Origin of the sequence: Candidatus Galacturonatibacter soehngenii (assembly GCF_008830185.1) — a bacterium.
GTDB lineage: Bacteria > Bacillota > Clostridia > Lachnospirales > Lachnospiraceae > Lachnotalea > Lachnotalea soehngenii.
Genome location: NZ_WAGX01000005.1, coordinates 816723 through 835123 on the forward strand (window position 1 = coordinate 816723; position 18401 = coordinate 835123).

At 34.8% G+C, this 18401-nt stretch carries 16 protein-coding genes; 2 read left to right on the forward strand and 14 right to left on the reverse strand.

From position 1 onward, the window contains the following. Nucleotides 1–27: 27 nt before the first annotated feature. The 8 genes from F7O84_RS11305 to F7O84_RS11340 form a co-directional block, all read right to left on the reverse strand. Complete coding sequence (locus tag F7O84_RS11305) at nucleotides 28–825, reverse strand: hypothetical protein (protein ID WP_151145054.1); 798 nt, start codon at nucleotides 823–825, stop codon at nucleotides 28–30. 54 nt (nucleotides 826–879) lie between these two features. Further along, nucleotides 880–2046, reverse strand: a complete 1167-nt coding sequence (locus F7O84_RS11310; protein WP_151145058.1) for an MFS transporter — start codon at nucleotides 2044–2046, stop codon at nucleotides 880–882. 235 nt (nucleotides 2047–2281) lie between these two features. Continuing rightward, nucleotides 2282–3358 (reverse strand): peptide chain release factor 1, encoded by a 1077-nt coding sequence (gene prfA, locus F7O84_RS11315; protein ID WP_151145061.1) that lies wholly within the window; start codon nucleotides 3356–3358, stop codon nucleotides 2282–2284. Between the two features lie 97 nt (nucleotides 3359–3455). Continuing rightward, complete coding sequence (gene prmC / locus F7O84_RS11320) at nucleotides 3456–4283, reverse strand: peptide chain release factor N(5)-glutamine methyltransferase (RefSeq protein ID WP_151145064.1); 828 nt, start codon at nucleotides 4281–4283, stop codon at nucleotides 3456–3458. A 13-nt stretch (nucleotides 4284–4296) separates the two neighbouring features. Further along, nucleotides 4297–5250, reverse strand: a complete 954-nt coding sequence (locus tag F7O84_RS11325; protein ID WP_151145067.1) for a DUF1385 domain-containing protein — start codon at nucleotides 5248–5250, stop codon at nucleotides 4297–4299. A gap of 119 nt (nucleotides 5251–5369) precedes the next feature. Next, nucleotides 5370–5579 (reverse strand): 50S ribosomal protein L31, encoded by a 210-nt coding sequence (gene rpmE / locus F7O84_RS11330; protein WP_151145070.1) that lies wholly within the window; start codon nucleotides 5577–5579, stop codon nucleotides 5370–5372. Nucleotides 5580–5687: 108 nt separating this feature from the next. After that, nucleotides 5688–7085: a transcription termination factor Rho gene (gene rho, locus F7O84_RS11335; protein WP_151146703.1), complete on the reverse strand. Its 1398-nt coding sequence runs from the start codon at nucleotides 7083–7085 to the stop codon at nucleotides 5688–5690. A 369-nt stretch (nucleotides 7086–7454) separates the two neighbouring features. Continuing rightward, nucleotides 7455–8084 carry a single-stranded DNA-binding protein gene (locus F7O84_RS11340; protein WP_151145072.1) on the reverse strand — a complete coding sequence of 210 codons (630 nt, stop codon included), beginning with the start codon at nucleotides 8082–8084 and terminating at the stop codon, nucleotides 7455–7457. A 212-nt stretch (nucleotides 8085–8296) separates the two neighbouring features. Between F7O84_RS11340 and typA the strand changes: the two genes are divergently transcribed. After that, complete coding sequence (gene typA, locus F7O84_RS11345) at nucleotides 8297–10123, forward strand: translational GTPase TypA (protein WP_151145075.1); 1827 nt, start codon at nucleotides 8297–8299, stop codon at nucleotides 10121–10123. 119 nt (nucleotides 10124–10242) lie between these two features. Next, the gene (locus F7O84_RS11350; protein WP_151145078.1) at nucleotides 10243–11127 is read left to right on the forward strand and encodes a phosphatase PAP2 family protein; all 885 of its coding nucleotides are present in this window, start codon (nucleotides 10243–10245) and stop codon (nucleotides 11125–11127) included. 3 nt (nucleotides 11128–11130) lie between these two features. On the opposite strand, the gene F7O84_RS11355 is transcribed toward F7O84_RS11350, so the two are convergent. From F7O84_RS11355 to F7O84_RS11380, 6 genes are all read right to left on the reverse strand, one after another. Continuing rightward, a complete protein-coding gene (locus F7O84_RS11355; protein ID WP_151145081.1) occupies nucleotides 11131–11949 on the reverse strand; it encodes an AraC family transcriptional regulator in 819 nt (272 codons plus the stop codon). A 115-nt stretch (nucleotides 11950–12064) separates the two neighbouring features. After that, nucleotides 12065–13825, reverse strand: a complete 1761-nt coding sequence (gene dhaK, locus F7O84_RS11360) for a dihydroxyacetone kinase subunit DhaK (protein WP_151145084.1) — start codon at nucleotides 13823–13825, stop codon at nucleotides 12065–12067. 27 nt (nucleotides 13826–13852) lie between these two features. Further along, the gene (locus F7O84_RS11365; protein ID WP_151145087.1) at nucleotides 13853–14992 is read right to left on the reverse strand and encodes a glycerol dehydrogenase; all 1140 of its coding nucleotides are present in this window, start codon (nucleotides 14990–14992) and stop codon (nucleotides 13853–13855) included. 58 nt (nucleotides 14993–15050) lie between these two features. Then, the gene (locus tag F7O84_RS11370; protein ID WP_151145090.1) at nucleotides 15051–16313 is read right to left on the reverse strand and encodes an ABC transporter substrate-binding protein; all 1263 of its coding nucleotides are present in this window, start codon (nucleotides 16311–16313) and stop codon (nucleotides 15051–15053) included. Nucleotides 16314–16391: 78 nt separating this feature from the next. Then, a complete protein-coding gene (locus tag F7O84_RS11375) occupies nucleotides 16392–17303 on the reverse strand; it encodes an AraC family transcriptional regulator (protein ID WP_151145093.1) in 912 nt (303 codons plus the stop codon). Nucleotides 17304–17318: 15 nt separating this feature from the next. Beyond that, complete coding sequence (locus tag F7O84_RS11380) at nucleotides 17319–18395, reverse strand: glycoside hydrolase family 88/105 protein (protein WP_243140874.1); 1077 nt, start codon at nucleotides 18393–18395, stop codon at nucleotides 17319–17321. Nucleotides 18396–18401: the final 6 nt, after the last annotated feature.

The window sequence follows — 18401 nt, forward strand, 5'->3', positions numbered from 1 at the left end:
AGCTGGTTCTGCCCTTGCTATTTTCTATTACTTAGAATTAGTGTTGGTATTTTGCGCAGATTCATATATCCTTAGCACTCCATAGTATTTGCTAATTGTACTTTGATCTCTCACATCTTTACCTACATCTTCAATTCCATAACGAAGCAAAAAATAATCCATATCATGCAATAACTTATAAATTTTTACAATTTCATTTACATCATGGTTTTCTTTTACCTTTGTTAAAGAATCTTTAATTGTAAAAAGGTCTGCTTTTAAATCCTCATTATTGATAGTTAAACTCAATTCATCAATTAATTCGATATAACTATCTGCATTTTTCTCATTCTCAACCATTACTGGTTTTCCATATGTTTGCTCGTACTCTTCTTTCGTAAGCCCAGACTCTTCTTGTGAAACTTCAGTAGGCTCAAATGCCCAACCTATTTGAATCTCTCCAACTTTGTCCACATAATTCCATATGAGGTCTTTTGGATCGGATAAGCGTTTCCACAAATCATTGTAAAAAATACTATTTTCTAAATCCATGTTTGATGTTTTTACTAGGTCAGTTAAGCTTTTTCTCTGCTCTGTTGTCATACCCTCTAATGCTATCTCTCGCATACGTAGCACGGTTTCTTTGTCTGGAACGTATCTATTTTCCTTCGAAGATTTCTTTTTTATCTCTTCCTTTGAATCATCTGTAGACTGCGTTTGCGTTTCTTTTGTTCTATCTTCATTTGTTGCTTGGTTCTTTGACTCCTTATTGCACGCAGTAAGAAGTAGAACACTGATAAGTACTAAGATTGCATTGATACATAATCTTCTCTGTTTATTTTTCATCTTTCCTCCGTCCATGCTTATCTTTTGATACTATTATGTGTAATTCCTTAAATCTTATAACTTATATTTTTTCCCCAATAAAACAATAGTCATTACGCTATTAAGAAACAACAAGATAGCATTTACATAAAACGGAATATGATGACCATAACCATCATATAACCATCCTCCTAATAACGGCCCAATAATTGCACCTAAACTGGACACAAAAAAGTATGTACCATAAGCAGAACCACGTGTTTTCTCATCTACTATGTCCGCCACTAACGCTTCTTCTGCTGGAGATGCCAAGACTAGTCCTATAGATTCCAATACCCATAATATAACTAATAATCTAATATCATTGCATCGAGAGAATCCTAATGATATTATTCCAGCGCATAATAATCCTACAACCATTGGAATAACTCTTCCTACCTTATCACTAATACCTCCTAGTTTTGAGGGTAAAAATGCATATACATAAGCAGCTGGAGTAAATGCCAATCCTAATACAAAAATATTACTAGTAAACCTATCTTGTAAGTAAATCATTAATACTGGACTTAACATTGATGTTGATAAAGATGTTATAAATACTATGCTTAATAATTTGTAAAAATAGATATTATAATTATTTTTATTTTGAATAATTGTCCTTTCATTTTGTTTGACCGAAGTTTCAGGTATTTTTTTATATGCAATATACGCTGCTAATAAAGCTAATATAGCATACCCTTTAAATAAAATACTCCATCCTTCTAGTATAGAAAAATTACTTAAAATAATAAAACCTATAATTGCTCCACATAATGCCCCTTTTGAGCTTGCCCCATCTACTTGTCCAATTGTTTTACCTTTATTTTCATTATCAGCAATATCTGCCGCTATAGAATATGATGTAATCCACATCATTGAAGCTCCTATAGCTTGAATTAACCTGCTTAAATATAGTAATAGTATATTAGTTGAATATGAAAATAAAATCATAGAAATAGCGTAAAATATAAATGAAGACACAAAAAAACATTTTCTTCCATACTTGTCTATCGCTCTTCCTATTATTGGCCTTAATAGTAATGATATAATGCTAAAAACAGAAAATAGACCTCCTATCGATACTCCACTCCCACCAATATTCTTTGAATAGATAGGCAAAATAAATGATAAAAATCCAAAAGCAAATGACCCCAAAAATAAAACTATTTTGAGGTTTTTCTTAACGTTAAAATAATTTTCCATGTACCCTCCATATAATTTTATATAACAGCCCTCAATGATAAAAACTAATTATAATTTACTTTTATCATTTTTATATTAACATATTATTTTATCAAGTCAATTCATCAAATCCTATAATAATAGTAACGTAGTTCTTGTGAAGGCACAACTATAAGAAATAGAAAAAATCGTTCTACCTTTACCGCTGTAGAACGATTTTCAATCATGTTTATCTTATTTTATAACTACACATGCTTTACGCTTCCTCATTCAAGTTAGCCAACTTCGCTGCCTGATCCGCCGCTATCAAACTATCGATTACTTCATACAAATCTCCATCCATAACAGCATCTAATCTGTGAAGTGTTAATTTGATTCTATGATCTGTTAGACGTCCTTGTGGAAAGTTATACGTTCTAATCTTTTCTGAACGATCTCCTGTTCCTACCTGACTTCTTCTTGCTTCTGCCTCTGCATCATTTTTCTTTTGAAGCTCTAATTCATAGAGTCTGGAACGAAGCACCTTTAATGCTTTATCCTTATTCTTTAACTGTGACTTTTCATCCTGGCAAGAGATTACGATACCAGTTGGAATATGTGTCAAACGAACTGCGGAATCCGTTGTATTAACGCACTGTCCACCATTTCCTGATGCTCGGAATACATCAAACTTACAATCATTCATGTTCAGTTCAAAATCCACTTCCTCTGCTTCTGGCATAATGGCTACCGTAATGGTAGAAGTATGGATACGACCGCCAGATTCGGTTTCTGGTACACGTTGTACACGATGAACGCCACTTTCGTATTTTAATTTAGAATAAGCACCCTGTCCATTGATCATAAAGATTACTTCTTTAAAACCACCAATTCCATTTTCATTCAAACTCATCATTTCCGTCTTCCAACGGTTTCGTTCTGCAAATCTTACATAAAGACGATACACCTCTGCCGCAAATAATGCCGCTTCATCTCCACCTGCTCCTGCACGTATTTCAACAATAACGTTCTTCTCATCATTAGGGTCTTTTGGTAATAAGAGAATCTTAAGCTCTTGCTCTAATTCTTCAATGCGAGCCTTAGAATCATTTAATTCTTCTTTGGCTAGCTCTCGCATTTCTTCATCACTTTCTTCCTCTAACATAAGCAAGCTATCTTCCACACTTTGTTTTGCGGCTTTATATTCTTTATATGCCTCCACAATCGGAGTCAAATCACTTTGTTCCTTCATTAGCTTACGAAAGCGTTTTTGATCCTCCGCTACATTAGGCTCATTCAGTTCACTCATAATTTCTTCATAACGAATCAGCAGATCTTCTAATCTATCAAACATCTTTATTCCTCCATGACATTAACTAATCTATTATAATCCAGCCGTACTATGACGGGTAAATTCAAATTCCATTCTTCTATCACAACCACTTGCTTCGCTAAGTGTTTCCAATCACGACTCGGTCAAGTCCAGCCAAATCTTTTATTACTACTACATTATGGAATCCGGACTCTTTCATTAAGGAAGAGACATCCTCACCCTGATCGAAGCCAATTTCAAAACATAGAAATCCCCTTGCATTTAAATGCCTCTTAGCTTTACTTATGATTTCTTTATAGAAGAACAGGCCGTCTACACTGCCATCTAGCGCAATAAGCGGTTCATGTTCTTTTACCTCCGCCATTAAGCTATCTACTACTGCAGTTTTAATATAGGGAGGATTCGAAACAATTATGTCAAATGTATCATTAATTTCTTGAAACAAATCACTTTGTATAAAGGTAACTGGTGCGTCCAAATTCTTGGCATTTTGTCTTGCAACTGCAAGTGCCTTTTCTGATATATCACTTGCAAATGCTTGAATGCTAGGTTTCTCATGTTTTAAACTTATAATAATGCAGCCTGAACCCGTACACATGTCAAGAATCGTCATATCTTTTCTCACACGCTTTAATACCTCTTCTACTAAGATTTCTGTATCTTGTCTTGGAATTAAAACATGTTCATTTACACAAAAGGTCAGTCCCATAAACTCTTGTTGTTTCGTAATATGCTGAAGCGGAATATGTTCTCCTCTTTGCTTTAGGTATGTTATATAAAGTTGTTCCTTTTCTGGTTCCATCTGCTCTTTTTGATGTAAGAAAAAATAGCTTCGATCCGCTTTGATCACATACTCCAGTAGATACCAAGCGTCTATATGACTGTCTAAGATATGTCTGGATTCTAAATATTTTTTTCCATATTCCAAGGCTTCTTGTAAAGTCATCTTAGGCTCCTATCTATTCGGTAATTGGTTGGGCGTTTTTCTCTTTCGTATCATCTTCGATATAAGCTCTCCAGTCAAATACTGCTTCTACGGAAGCAATCGCAACCTCTATCATATCATCATCTGGCTCTCTTGTTGTTAAATTCTGAAGCCATAATCCTGGTTTACTTAATACCTCTATTATTTTATTTTCACTTCTACCTGCAAGCCTAATAAACTCATAGGACACACCTGCAATTACAGGAATCAATAATATTCTTACCAGAACTCTTAGAACAGGTGAATCGACACGAATAAATAGAAAGAAAATAATACTAATAACAATAACGATTAATAAAAAACTAGTTCCACAACGTTTATGTTGCTTTGAACTCTTTCTTACATTCTCTACATTTAATTCAAGTCCGTGTTCAATACAATTAATACATTTATGCTCTGCTCCATGATACATAAATACCCTTTGTATATCCTTCATAAAAGAAATAAGAAAGATATATCCCATAAAGATTACAAGACGCAATACACCTTCTATGGCAGCAATTGCCATATCTGATAAGAACATGTTCTTAAACAAACTTGATATATAATAAGGTAATAACATAAATAAAGCCACAGCAATTACAATAGAAAAACATACCGTAAGGCTCATTACAAACTTTTCCGCTTTATCCTTGAATATCTTTTCAATTAGTTTATCCGCTTTACTTGGCTTAACTTCTTCCTCTTCAAAAAAGCTAGCAGAAAAAGTAAGAGACTTCATACCCAGTACCATTGAATCGATAAAGTTAAATACACCTCTTACAATTGGTATTTTAGATATATTTTTATTTTTTATAATACTTTGAAATTCATTTGTTGATACTTCTATTGTTTGATCTGCTTTTCTAACCGCAACTGCATACTTGTCGGCATTCTTCATCATAACGCCTTCCATAACAGCCTGACCGCCAATTCCAGATGGTTTCATTTAATCCTCCTTTACCTTGCACTTTGTGTAGGGATTTGTATAAGAATGAAATGCTTTACAACTTAATATGATACAAAAAAGGCTGAGATTCATCAACCCCAACCTTACCTGCTCAAATACTATTTGCTTTCGTTCATACCATACTTACGATTGAACTTATCAATACGTCCACGAGCTGCAGCAGCTTTCTGCTGGCCTGTATAGAATGGATGACATTTTGAACAAATTTCAACGTGAATGTCCTTCTTAGTTGAACCAGTTACAAAAGTGTTACCACAGTTACATGTAACTTCTGCCTGATTATATTCTGGATGTATTCCTTCTCTCATTGATTTCACCTCTTTATAAATAATCATATAAAAACCGACACAGTCGATCTCATTTCTCATAAACAGCTTATTCATTGTAACATATGTTATAAGCCATTGCAAGCACTTTTAATTTAATTTTGTTTTCTTTACCATTTGCACAAATTCATCATTATTCTGTGTTTTTACAAATAAATCAAGAATTTTTTCAACCGCATCATCTGAGCGCATGCCATTTAAAGCTCGTCTCATAATATAAACTGCTTCCTGTTCTTCCTTATTAAGAAGAAGGTCTTCGCGTCTTGTTCCTGATTTTGGAATATCAATTGCTGGAAAGACTCTCTTTTCAGAAAGCTTACGGTCTAATACAAGTTCCATATTACCTGTACCCTTGAATTCTTCGTAAACTACATCATCCATCTTACTTCCTGTATCCACTAATGCTGTTGCAAGAATGGTAAGACTTCCACCTTCTCGCATATTTCTTGCCGCACCAAAGAAACGTTTTGGCATATGTAACGCTGCTGGGTCTAAACCACCTGATAATGTTCTTCCACTTGGCGGAACCGTTAGATTATATGCTCTTGCAAGTCTTGTAATACTGTCTAGTAGGATTACAACATCTTTTTTATGTTCCACTAATCTTTTTGCTCTTTCTAGTACCATTTCAGAAACTCTCTTATGGTGTTCAGGAAGTTCATCAAAAGTAGAATAAATTACTTCTACGTTCTTTCCTTCGATTGATTCTTTGATATCAGTAACTTCTTCTGGACGTTCATCAATCAAAAGAATAATCATATGCATATTTTTATTATTAGAAAGTATTGATTTGGCAACTTGTTTTAATAAAGTTGTCTTACCTGCCTTTGGCGGAGATACAATCATACCTCTTTGTCCTTTACCAACAGGTGATATCAAATCTACTATTCTCATTGCAGTTCCATTTGGAGTTGTCTCAAGTTTTAATCTTTGATTTGGGAAAATTGGAGTCATGTCCTCAAAATTTCCACGTTTGGAAGCTTCTGACGGATGAAAACCATTGATAGATTTAACAAATAATAATGCGCTGAATTTTTCTGCCTGAGTTTTTACCCTTGTATTACCCTCAACGATATCGCCTGTCTTTAAGCTGAAACGCCTAATTTGAGAAGGTGATACATATACATCATTTTCTCCTGGAAGATAGTTTGCACATCGTATAAAACCATATCCATCTGGAAGTACCTCTAAGATACCCTTGGCTAAAATCCCACTGTCTAGCTTATCCATTTCTGTTTCAGCCGTCTTTGTCTCGGATTTGTTTTCCGCTTTACTATTTTCTGTCTTATTGCTTTCTTTTTTAGTACTTTCTGTCTTAACTTCTGTTTCTTCTGTTGTCACGCTTTGCTGTGTTGCTTCTTTTTCATCTTCTCTTAGCATCGCATCAACTAATTCACTTTTTTTCATCGTTGAAATGTTTTTGATCCCTCTTGCCTTTGCTACATCTCTTAATGCAACTACTGACAATGATTCATATTTTTCTCTCATAGAATCTCCTTCTTTTGAGTTTTTACTCATACTGTACCCCCAATATATTCAATTCATATTTTTGTAATTGTTTTGGTTGGATTTTTATATCAGAATTGATGATGATTTAGTTACAATATTAACATTATACACCAAACCCCAAAAAATAGAAACAAAATTTTTCACTAAATTTATAATTTTAATACTTTTCATCAAACTATTACATTTTTCTTAACAAAACAGTAAAATAAAATCGTGACTATTCAGTTTTCACCCTTTTATTGACGCATTCAATTAAATCAATTGTGTAAAAGGTGATAAAAATTGATAGTTATCAATTTCTATTCACTGAATAGTTACGAATTTATAAAAGTAACCATATACAACTTATTAATTTTTTACATATTCTAGTTTACTAACAGATATTTCGTATGCAACTCTCTTTTCTGAATTGGCTTCATCAATTTTCTTTGTATATTCCCGACTCTGTATTCTTCCCCATACCTGAGCATGCCCGCCAATTTCAAAGGAGGAAGCAAATCTTGCATTTCTGCCCCAGCAGATACAAGGAATATAATCGGATTTTCCATAAGGCCTATTCACAGCAATCAATAGGTCAGCAATCTCTCTCCCCAGAGGTGTCTTTCGATAAACAGGAGCTTTACAAATATATCCATCTAAAAAGATTTGATTTGTTTTCACATTGTCATCTACTTCTTCAACAAACTCAATCTCTCTTGCAAATACTGATAATACTAATCTGTTCTTCTTTTCCTCATGTCTGTTATAGGATCGAAACTGTCCTTGTACACAAATGTTTTTTCCACGATAATCCTGAGTCACATCCAATAGTCTTTCAGAAATCATAAGAGGTATTACATCTGAAGAATCACTTAGCCTCTTTACAAGGATATCAAGCATATAAAAGCCTTCGCCAAATACCTCATGGCTAAATACAAAGCCTGATACTATTTCCCCAATTACCGTTACCTGATTGTTTTCAATTACCTTATCCGCCATTATAAATTTCTCCCTTCTTTTAAACGAAGTATCTCTTCTCGTATATTGTCCATAAGTATATTTATTCCCATTATTTCCATTTTAGAACGAAATATTAAAAAATTTTTATACAAAACGTAAAACCAGTACAAAAATGCTTGTAATCTCGCTAAAATATGATAAACTGTTAAAGTTGCCATTAGTGCGAGTTTAGAAAGAAGGATTAACGATTTATGAATCAAAAAAGAGAAGATGTTAGAAATATAGCAATTATCGCCCACGTTGACCACGGTAAGACAACCTTAGTAGATGAACTTTTAAAACAAAGTGGAACTTTTCGTGCAAACCAAGCGGTAGCAGAACGTGTTATGGACTCCAACGATATTGAACGTGAACGTGGTATTACTATTTTATCAAAAAATACTGCTGTTTATTATAAAAATACAAAGATTAACATTGTTGATACACCTGGACATGCTGATTTTGGTGGAGAAGTAGAACGAGTTCTTAAGATGGTAAATGGCGTAGTCTTAGTTGTCGATGCTTACGAAGGGGCAATGCCACAAACCAAATTTGTTCTTCGTAAAGCGCTTGAGTTAGATTTACACGTTATCGTATGTATCAATAAAATAGACAAACCAGAAGGAAGACCAGAAGAAGTTATAGATGAAATCCTTGAATTATTTATGGATTTGGATGCATCTGATGAACAGCTTGATTGTCCTTTCGTTTTTGCATCTGCCAAATCTGGCTTTGCAATCAAAGACTTAAATGATGAAAGAAAAGATATGTTTCCACTGTTTGAAACCATTCTTGATTACATTCCTGCACCAGAAGGCGACCCTGAAGCAGATGCACAGGTATTAATCAGTACGATTGACTATAATGAATACGTTGGTCGTATCGGAGTTGGTAAGGTTGATAATGGAACCATTAAGGTAAACCAAGATGCAATTGTAGTAAATCATCACGAACCAGACAAACTAAAGAAGGTACGCATCAGTAAATTATACGAATTTGACGGATTAAATAAAGTAGAAGTACAAGAGGCTACCATTGGTGCTATCGTGGCAATCTCAGGTATTGCAGATATTCATATCGGTGATACGATTTGTTCCGTAGATAATCCTGTTGCCATTCCTTTCCAAAAGATTTCAGAGCCTACCATTGCAATGCAGTTCATTGTTAATGATAGTCCTCTTGCGGGTAGAGAGGGTAAATTTGTTACCTCAAGACATTTGCGTGACAGATTATTCAAAGAGTTAAATACGGATGTAAGTTTACGTGTTGAGGAAAATGATAGTGCAGATAGCTTTAAGGTATCAGGACGTGGTGAACTCCATTTATCCGTATTGATTGAGAATATGCGTCGTGAAGGTTATGAGTTTGCTGTAAGTAAAGCAGAAGTTCTATACCGCACCGATGAAAACGGTAAAAAATTAGAGCCTCTTGAGATTGCATACATTGACGTTCCAGAAGAATTTTCAGGAACTGTTATTGATAAATTAAGCCAGAGAAAAGGCGAACTTCGTGCAATGGGAGCTTCCAATGGTGGATATACAAGACTTGAGTTCTTAATTCCTTCTCGAGGATTAATTGGATATCGTGGTGAATTTATGACAGACACAAAAGGAAATGGTATCTTAAATACTGTTTTTGATAGCTATGGCCCTTACCGTGGAGATATTCAATATAGAAAACAAGGTTCTCTTATCGCTTTTGAAGCTGGCGAATCCATTACTTATGGTTTATATAGTGCACAAGAACGTGGAACCTTATTCATTGGAGCTGGTGAAAAGGTATATGCTGGAATGGTAATTGGACAAAATGGTAAGGCTGAAGATATTGAATTAAACGTATGTAAGACGAAAAAACTTACCAATACGCGTTCTTCAGGCGCAGATGAAGCACTTCGTTTAACAACGCCTAAAGTATTAACACTTGAAGAAGCGCTTGATTTTATTGATGTAGACGAACTACTTGAGATTACACCAAAGAATCTTCGTATTCGTAAGAAATACTTAGATGCAAATATGAGAAGAAGAATGTCAAGAAATTAATCAATTTTTTTGAAAGAACCTTTCACACACAGAAAGGTTCTTTTTTATGTGTTAAATATGGCATCTATGTTATAATAATCTAAAATGGAAAAATATAGAATGGATAAGGAGATTCGTCAATGGATTTTTTAAGATTTTTAGCAGATTATAGGACACCAGAATTGACCTCGCTATTTGGTATGTTTACACACCTGGGTGAAGAATTTATTTCAATCACAATCATTTGCTTTTTATATTGGTGCTATGATAAACAAATGGCTCGTAAAATTTGTCTGTCTTATTTTGCCAGCGGATTACTGGTTCAAGCTTTAAAGATAACATTTTGCATTCCACGTCCTTGGATACTAGACCGTAGTTTTCAACCCGTTTCTTCCCTGCAAGATTCAGCTACAGGCTATTCTTTTCCAAGTGGACATACGCAAAATAGCACTGCTTTATTTGGCTCACTTGCGTTTCTTTCCAAAAAGACATGGCAGCGTATTGTTTTTTCCCTCATTATACTAGGAGTGGGCTTTTCTCGAATGTATCTGGGATACCATACTCCCAAAGATGTAATAACCTCACTGTGTATTGCTTTATTTTTTGTATTCTTCATCAATCAGCTTCATGATATAACTAGTATAAGTAATAAAAAAATCGCTTTATTTCTTAGTACCTATTCGTTTGTTATACTGCTATATGCACTTATGAGAAAGAATCTTTCAAATGCTGATTTGACACAATTTCATGACTGTTTTAAGGCTGTTGGTGCAGGTCTTGGCTTTTCGCTTGGTTGGTATGTGGAACCACACTACATCAACTTTAAAGAACAAGCTGTAGCACCTTTTATGCAAGCAATAAAACTATTATTAGGCTTACTACTTGCTTTGCTCCTCAAGTACGGTTTAAAAGCTTTATTAGGTACTTCTTTTACTGCGGATACCTTACGATATTTTATTCTCGTGTGTTTTATTATGATTCTTTATCCAATCATAATTCACCGATATTTTACACAGCATAATTAATCGTTATTCAAAGGATTTTCTTCGTTTTCTCCACGAGGTTGGCGTCGAACCAGTAATCTCTTTAAAAACGCGACCAAAGTGGCTTACGCTTGCAAATCCTGTATTAATGCTTATGTTTGTTATATTATCATCGGAAGAGTAGAGCATTCTTTGTGCATTCATGATTCTTGTTTTGTTGATATATTGATTAATGGTTGTGTTTGTATATTTTTTAAATTCTCTACACAAATAAAAGGGACTCATATAAAAATGCCCTGCGATATCTGCAATTGAAAGATCATACATATAATTTGCATTAATATATGAAATTATTTCAGTAATCTGATTCTTTTGTTCTATCTTCATTTTCTGACGTTTGTTTCGAAATAAGATAATAAGCATTGTATTTAGCAAGCTTTGACAATATTCATTGCTGTATTGCTGTGGATTTTGTTTTTCCCTATAAATCATATTCATGAGTTGGTAAAACTGTTGGGTTTCCTCTTTTGACAATTGATAGGCGCCCGTAGAGCCCTTTAATATTTCCTTCAAGTTTGCAGAAATAATTTCGTCTTCTCGAAAATAAATAATGAGTCTACAAAACGGAACATCTTTATCACCATAGGAATGATGCAGCATATAAGGCTCAAATAAAAGAAACTGGCCACCCTCAATATGATACATATTATTATCAATAAAATGGTATCTTTGCCCAGATTCTAGATAATACAATTCATAAAATTCATGATAATGTGGGGTAGGCATATTATCGTTTATACCACTAACTCTTTCCGTTGCAAATACAGCACCGCTTTTCATACATTTTTCTGCATAATCAATCATACGATCCCCTTCTTCCTTTCTATTTATTTGCCTTGTCTTTTAGATAAGGATAAGGGTGTCAAATTGCTGACACCCTGCAAAACCTATATGTTTTTATTGTTTTGCTCCTTTATTCTTATCCTTCTATTAGATCATTTGCTAACTCTGTAAAAATAACTCCCAGTGCAAATGCGCCTGCATCTGGATAACCAAGACTTCTTTCTCCTACCGTGCCAGCACGTCCCATACGTGCAACAATTCCTTTTGTTTTGTCTGCACCTTCTACTGCTGCTTTCGCACCTCTATAAAAAGCTTCTTTCATAGAATGTCCTTCTTTTACTGATTGCATCCATGCATCTTTACATGGAATCAACGCATCCATCAATGTTTTATCACCAACAATAGCTCCTCTTCCAAAAGAACGTTCTCCCGTCTTTTGAATTCCTTCTACGGCTGCCTGTAACAAATCAGCGAACTCTTTCATACTTAATGTTGTCTTTGAACCTGCACTTTTACCTGCACTTCGAAACGCCGATCCCCAAATAGGACCAGAAGCCCCACCGCAGTATTCCATAATAATCATGGAACAACTATCTAAAAATTCACCAATGCTAGAGGTGTGGTTCTTTAAGATATCAACCCATTCTCTCTTTAGCTGTTTAAATCCCTTGGCTACACTCATACCAAAATCGCCATCTCCAGCATGAGAATCTAACTCGCAAAAATATACTTCATGCTTTATAATGGAATCGCTTATTTTGTCAACCATATAAATTATGTTTTGTAAAGTAAGTGCTTCGTTATTTAATTTTGCATACTCTTTACTTGTTGAAAGTCCAAAATCAACTTCCTTATTCTCCTCGCTGATTAGACGCATATCTGTATATGGAATACTTTGTTCTGGTCCAGATATTTTTAAAGCAGGGGTAATACTTTCTTCATCCAATAATTCTTTTAGCATTGGATTCATTTTCATAAGAGTAACAGATGCGCCAAACATATCAATGCTTGTCATAAAGTTACCTACAAAAGTTCGATAAACTGGCACCTTTTTCTCGTGTAAAATTCTTGCAATGGAATTGTTTAACACATAAAGTTCTTGTAGTGGCGTACTTCCAAATCCATTTACAAGCACAGTCACTTCTTCATTCTCATTTCTATCTAACTCATTTAGTAATAAATTCACCATTCTATCTGCAAGTTCATCTGCACAAATGATTTTTTCTCTTTTAATTCCAGGCTCTCCATGAATTCCTACACCGTACTCCATTTCACCTTCAGCAATTTCAAAGGTTGGAGTCCCTTTTGCAGGAACTGTACAAGAGCTAAATGCACATCCAATACTTTTGATATTCTTATTTGCTTGTTCTGCCGCACTTTTAACTTCTTCAAGTGACCAGCCCTTCTCTGCTGCTGCCCCTGCAATCTTGTGTACTAGTACTGTTCCTGCAACACCGCGTCTTCCTACAGTGTATAGGCTGTCTTGTACAGCAATGTCATCATCTACTTTTACATAATCTACTGTTATTTTATCTTCCGAAGCAAGGTAAGCGGCATTTTTAAAATTCATCAAATCTCCGCTGTAATTTTTTATAATTAAAAGGGTTCCCTTTTTACTCTCTGTCGCTTTAATTGCTTGATATACTTGAACTTGAGATGGGGAAGCAAACATGTCTCCACACACAGCCGCATCTAACATTCCTTTTCCAATGTATCCTGCATGTGCTGGCTCGTGACCACTTCCTCCGCCACTAATCAAACTAACTTTATCTTTATTTATTTCTCTTTTTTTGATTATTTTAAATTTTTGTATAAACTCAAGTTCTGGATGTGCCATCGCAATTCCATTGCACATCTCAATTACCATAGTTTCCGGACGATTCATTATTTTTCTCATATTCTTAGGCTCCTTTGCATCCGAAAATTAGTTTATCGTACCTGTTTCCTTAAATTTTCTTCCAATTGCATCTGCCGTTTTAATGGCTGCCATTACACTTTCTACTGTCACTGGGAATGGCATTGCATGAATGGATTCTTCTTTGATACAAGATTTTTCAGCCACTTGACGAAGTTCGTCTTCTGATATTTCGCTTACTCCAATGTCTGATAGGCAAACTGGAAGCCCCACAGAAACACAAAAACTTAGAACTTCTTCTAACTCTTCTACTTTCGCATTTTCTAATACAAGCTGTGCAAGAGTTCCAAATGCAACTTTTTCACCATGGAAATATTTGTGAGTTCCTTCTAATATGGTTAACCCGTCATGGATTGCATGTGCTGCTGCTAATCCGCCACTTTCAAAACCAATTCCAGATAATAAGATATTTGTCTCTACTATACTTTCTAGTGCTGGAGTTACTTGATTGCCATCACATGCGATTTTAGCCTTCATACCTTCTCTTAATAAGTTCTGGTAACAAAGCGTTGCTAGTGCAAAAGCTGTCTGTGTTCCAGTTGCTTCTTTGCAAAAGCCTTCACGATAGCCACATGGTAGTCCTGCATTGACACGTGTAAAGGAAGCTACATTTGCTCTCGCTTCGAAATAAGTGGATAAGGCATCACCCATACCAGCAACCAAGAATCTAGTTGGCGCATTGGCTATTACTGTAGTATCTACAAGTACAACACTTGGACTTTGTTTAAAATATGCATAATCGTCAAATGCTCCATCTGGTGTATACAATACAGCGGAATGGCTGGTTGGTGCATCCGTCGCAGCTATTGTAGGTACAATAATCAAGGCCTCACCTTCCGCTACGCATTTAGCAGTATCAATTGCCTTTCCTCCACCTAAACCAATGGTACAATCACAATTTTTCTCTTTTGCTAAATCTTGTAATCTTTTCACTTCTTCTCTGGAGCACTCTCCAACAAAGTTACTTTCTACAAATGTAATTCCAAATTTATTCGTAGTCTTTTCTAATTTATCTTTGATTCGAAGTACATCGTCTTTATGAGCTATTAAAAGTGCAGAATCTCCAAACGTCTTGACAAAATACCCTAAGTTTTCTATTTCATTTTCACCCTGCACATATTTTGCAGGAGAAATAAATGCTTTTCTCATTTATATTTGCCTCCTTTTAATTTCATCCTCCGCTTTTGCGGAGGATGATTGATACTAACTACTCGTCTTTTAATTCAGCAAGTGTCTCGTTAATGAGTCCTTCCATATCAAGTAGATATGCTTCTACCGTCATATTTCCAGCTAATACAGATGCTAATTTCTCTTTGATATCACCTTGTACCGTTCCTGTAAATGCCTGGTATCCCCATTCAGCACCTGGCTGTGAACCGGTTGCAGCTAACTCTTGTGCAAAAATCTCAAAGAACTCTGCTCCATAATCATAGCTTAATTTTTCATTTCCTTTTACCTGTGATAGATAACTATTTTCCTGACAATATTTTGCATTGTTTTCAGCCTGTGAAATCCACTCGATGAACTCTGCTGCTTCTTTTTCAACCCCTGATCCTTGGAATGCTGCTAAATATTTACCACCTGGTACACTTGAACGATTTGCTTCTTTTGGTAAATAGGTAACACCCCATTCAAAATCTGTAATTTCGCTCTTGTAGTTTGCAATCATCCAGCTTCCTGCAAAATGCATTGCTACTTGACCTGTACGGAATAATTCATTTGGATTTTCTGAACCTAACCAAACAGAATCTGGAATTATTTTTTCATCGTGAAGCTCTTTGAAAAAGCTCACTGCACGATTCATTTCTGGTGTATTAAAATTGGATGCTGTTAAATCAGCATTTAACATACTAGCACCAGCTTGATACATTAAGGTACTGAAACGTTGGGTTGAGTTATCAAATACAAGACCATATTTCACATCGCTGTTTTCCATAACCTTCTTCATTGCTTCTTTCCACTCATTCCAAGTCCAAATCTCGCTCTCTGATTGTGGAACAGATACACCAGCTTGTTCAAAAGCTGTTTTATTATAGATTAATCCATTTGCTGTTACGTCCATTGGTGCAGCTAATATTTTATCATCATAAACAAATTTTAAGCCTTCTCCAAAATTATTCTTAAAAGCTTCTGCATCAGATACATACTCTGATAAATCTACTAGCTGATTCCTAAAAGCACCCAAATTAGTTAATCTTGCCAGTGCAGGTACTTCTTCACCGTTGATCATATTTTTAATTTTACTTTCTAAATCACTATAAGGAACCTCAATTAATTCAATCTTAACGTTTTCATGCGTTTCTTCATAAGCACTCGCAAGTTCTTTAAAGGTTACATCTTCTTTTCCGTCTGTAAACCAAACAACATTAAGTGTTTTAATTGCATCTGCGGAATCTCCTCCCTTACCGCAAGCTGTCAATGTGCTCAAAACAATGGTCATTATTAGTAACATAGATATCACTTTTTTCATATTTTTCTTCTCCTTTCGTTTTGTATATACATTTTAACAGTTATTTAGTATAAAAAATCACATATAAACCAGTAAATGTTATTCATTATTGCTATTTTTCTTCTTTTCTTGCGCATATTTCTTTGGAGTGATTCCCGTACTCTTTTTAAAAGTAGCAATAAAATGGCTGTCACTGTTATAAGAAAGCTGTGCCGCAATTTCTGTGACGGAATAACCGCTTTTTAATTTCGCCTTTGCTTCTACCACTTTACGATTCGTGATGTACTGTTGTAAGGTAAACCCTGTCTCCTTTTTAAAATAATGGCTTAGATAATACCGATTCATATAAAACTCTTTTGCTATATCATCTAGCTCTAGTTTCTCATTCACATGTTCTACAATGTACTTCTTAATTTGTTCGATTCTGTTGCGATACAAAATAGGATCTTTAAATTCTGTTTTTCGTATTTTATTTTCGCTACTGGTATCTTTTTGCTCTTTTAAAAAGAAACGGTACATTTCGTTTAGCTCAACGATCAGGTTTAAAATAGCCAGTCTAAGCTTTACTTGCTCTTCTTTTTCTTCCCCTTCATTGATTTCTCTTTCAATATTTAGAAAGAGCTTCTCTATCTTACTTAGATTTTCTTCCGATAGATGCAATCTATGTACAAAATTCTCTGGCCTGCGTTCAAAAAATAAATCGAATTCATAACCAAACGTTTCTGAACATCCCGCAAGAAAGATTTCTGGATCAAACATAAGAACATATCGGTTATGAGGCTTTCCCACTGCCCCACTCGTCCTATGATACTCCTTATTATTCAAAAGAAAGACATCTCCTGCCTTAACATTGTAGGAACGATTCCCAATTTCTAACAACGCTCCATCGCTAAGAAACAATATAATCTCATATTGCTTGTGAAAATGAAATCCTTGCATAGCCCAACTTTGCGTCGAACCATGAAAATAATATAAAGAATCAAATTCCTCAAAAAATACCCTTTCTTTCATGAAAAACACACCTTTCTAGTGCCAAAAATCCATCAATGCTTCTTGCAGCAATAAAATCATAAGTGCCTGTCCATATGTCATTGGACAGCATGGAATTTCTTTGTAAAATTCCTTTGATTCTCCAATTGGAGTTCCATATGAAACCTGTGTAACTGTCCCATCCTCTAATATATAATCAACAATATGATCCAGCGATTTTTGTATAAATTCAACGTATTCCTCTTTTGGTAATATTCCAAGTCGTACGCCTTTCATAATTCCACATAAGAATGCTGCACTGGCAGATATTTCAATATATGAGCTTTCATCATCAATTACAGTATGCCAAAGTCCCGTATTATTATCGCTATATTTTTTCAAGGCTTTTACCTGATTGGTATAAACTGTTAAGAAGTATCTTTTTACTGATTCCTCTATTTCCACGTCTTGAATAATTTCCATTATTGCTATGGTATACCAGCTATTTCCTCTTCCCCACATCACTTTTCCATAATTGTTATTCCTATTAAAGTTAAAGCCGTGATAGAAAAGACCTTCTTCTTTGTTTAATAAATATTTGATATGATTTAGAATCTGATAATTGGCTTCTGCTTTACAGTCCTCACGGTTTAGAATTTTACTTGCACGATATAAGAACAAGAGAGTCATAAAAATAGTATCAATTAATATTTCACCGTCATTAGGATCACCTGTAATCATATGCTGGAAGCAGTCATCACCTGTTCGAATCAGCTTTTTATCCTTCATAATCCAGTCTACCCAGTCTTCTATTAATACTAAGTATTCTGCTTTCTTTGTCTCTTCATACAAATACGTTAAAGTAAGCATTGGTGCAGTCGTATTAACATTGCGTTCTAAGATTCCCTCTTTCAATCGTTCATCAAACCAGCTTATCAAAAAATCTAATATTTCTTTCTTACCACTAATTTGATAATATTTGTAAAGGCCAAATATACCAACCCCTTGAGGCCATTCCCAACAATCAATGTCAATTAAACTAATCGGGAACTTTTCCTCCATTCCATTGTTTTTTAAGGACATCATTTTGTCCGATACTAAATTTAGTAATTCATCTATTTTCTGACGACTCATCATTAT

Excerpts from the sequence above, each read along its gene's own strand:
- F7O84_RS11350 (WP_151145078.1), top strand. The coding sequence starts at position 10,243 with ATGGATTTTTTAAGATTTTTAGCAGATTATAGGACACCAGAATTGACC.
- F7O84_RS11340 (WP_151145072.1), bottom strand. The coding sequence starts at position 8,084 with ATGGCGGATAAGGTAATTGAAAACAATCAGGTAACGGTAATTGGGGAA.
- rho (WP_151146703.1), bottom strand. The coding sequence starts at position 7,085 with ATGAGAGAAAAATATGAATCATTGTCAGTAGTTGCATTAAGAGATGTA.
- F7O84_RS11310 (WP_151145058.1), bottom strand. The coding sequence starts at position 2,046 with ATGGAAAATTATTTTAACGTTAAGAAAAACCTCAAAATAGTTTTATTT.
- dhaK (WP_151145084.1), bottom strand. The coding sequence starts at position 13,825 with ATGAGAAAAATAATGAATCGTCCGGAAACTATGGTAATTGAGATGTGC.
- prmC (WP_151145064.1), bottom strand. The coding sequence starts at position 4,283 with ATGACTTTACAAGAAGCCTTGGAATATGGAAAAAAATATTTAGAATCC.
- F7O84_RS11355 (WP_151145081.1), bottom strand. The coding sequence starts at position 11,949 with ATGATTGATTATGCAGAAAAATGTATGAAAAGCGGTGCTGTATTTGCA.
- typA (WP_151145075.1), top strand. The coding sequence starts at position 8,297 with ATGAATCAAAAAAGAGAAGATGTTAGAAATATAGCAATTATCGCCCAC.
- F7O84_RS11370 (WP_151145090.1), bottom strand. The coding sequence starts at position 16,313 with ATGAAAAAAGTGATATCTATGTTACTAATAATGACCATTGTTTTGAGC.
- F7O84_RS11325 (WP_151145067.1), bottom strand. The coding sequence starts at position 5,250 with ATGAAACCATCTGGAATTGGCGGTCAGGCTGTTATGGAAGGCGTTATG.
- F7O84_RS11305 (WP_151145054.1), bottom strand. The coding sequence starts at position 825 with ATGAAAAATAAACAGAGAAGATTATGTATCAATGCAATCTTAGTACTT.
- F7O84_RS11375 (WP_151145093.1), bottom strand. The coding sequence starts at position 17,303 with ATGAAAGAAAGGGTATTTTTTGAGGAATTTGATTCTTTATATTATTTT.
- F7O84_RS11365 (WP_151145087.1), bottom strand. The coding sequence starts at position 14,992 with ATGAGAAAAGCATTTATTTCTCCTGCAAAATATGTGCAGGGTGAAAAT.
- prfA (WP_151145061.1), bottom strand. The coding sequence starts at position 3,358 with ATGTTTGATAGATTAGAAGATCTGCTGATTCGTTATGAAGAAATTATG.
- F7O84_RS11380 (WP_243140874.1), bottom strand. The coding sequence starts at position 18,395 with ATGAGTCGTCAGAAAATAGATGAATTACTAAATTTAGTATCGGACAAA.
- rpmE (WP_151145070.1), bottom strand. The coding sequence starts at position 5,579 with ATGAGAGAAGGAATACATCCAGAATATAATCAGGCAGAAGTTACATGT.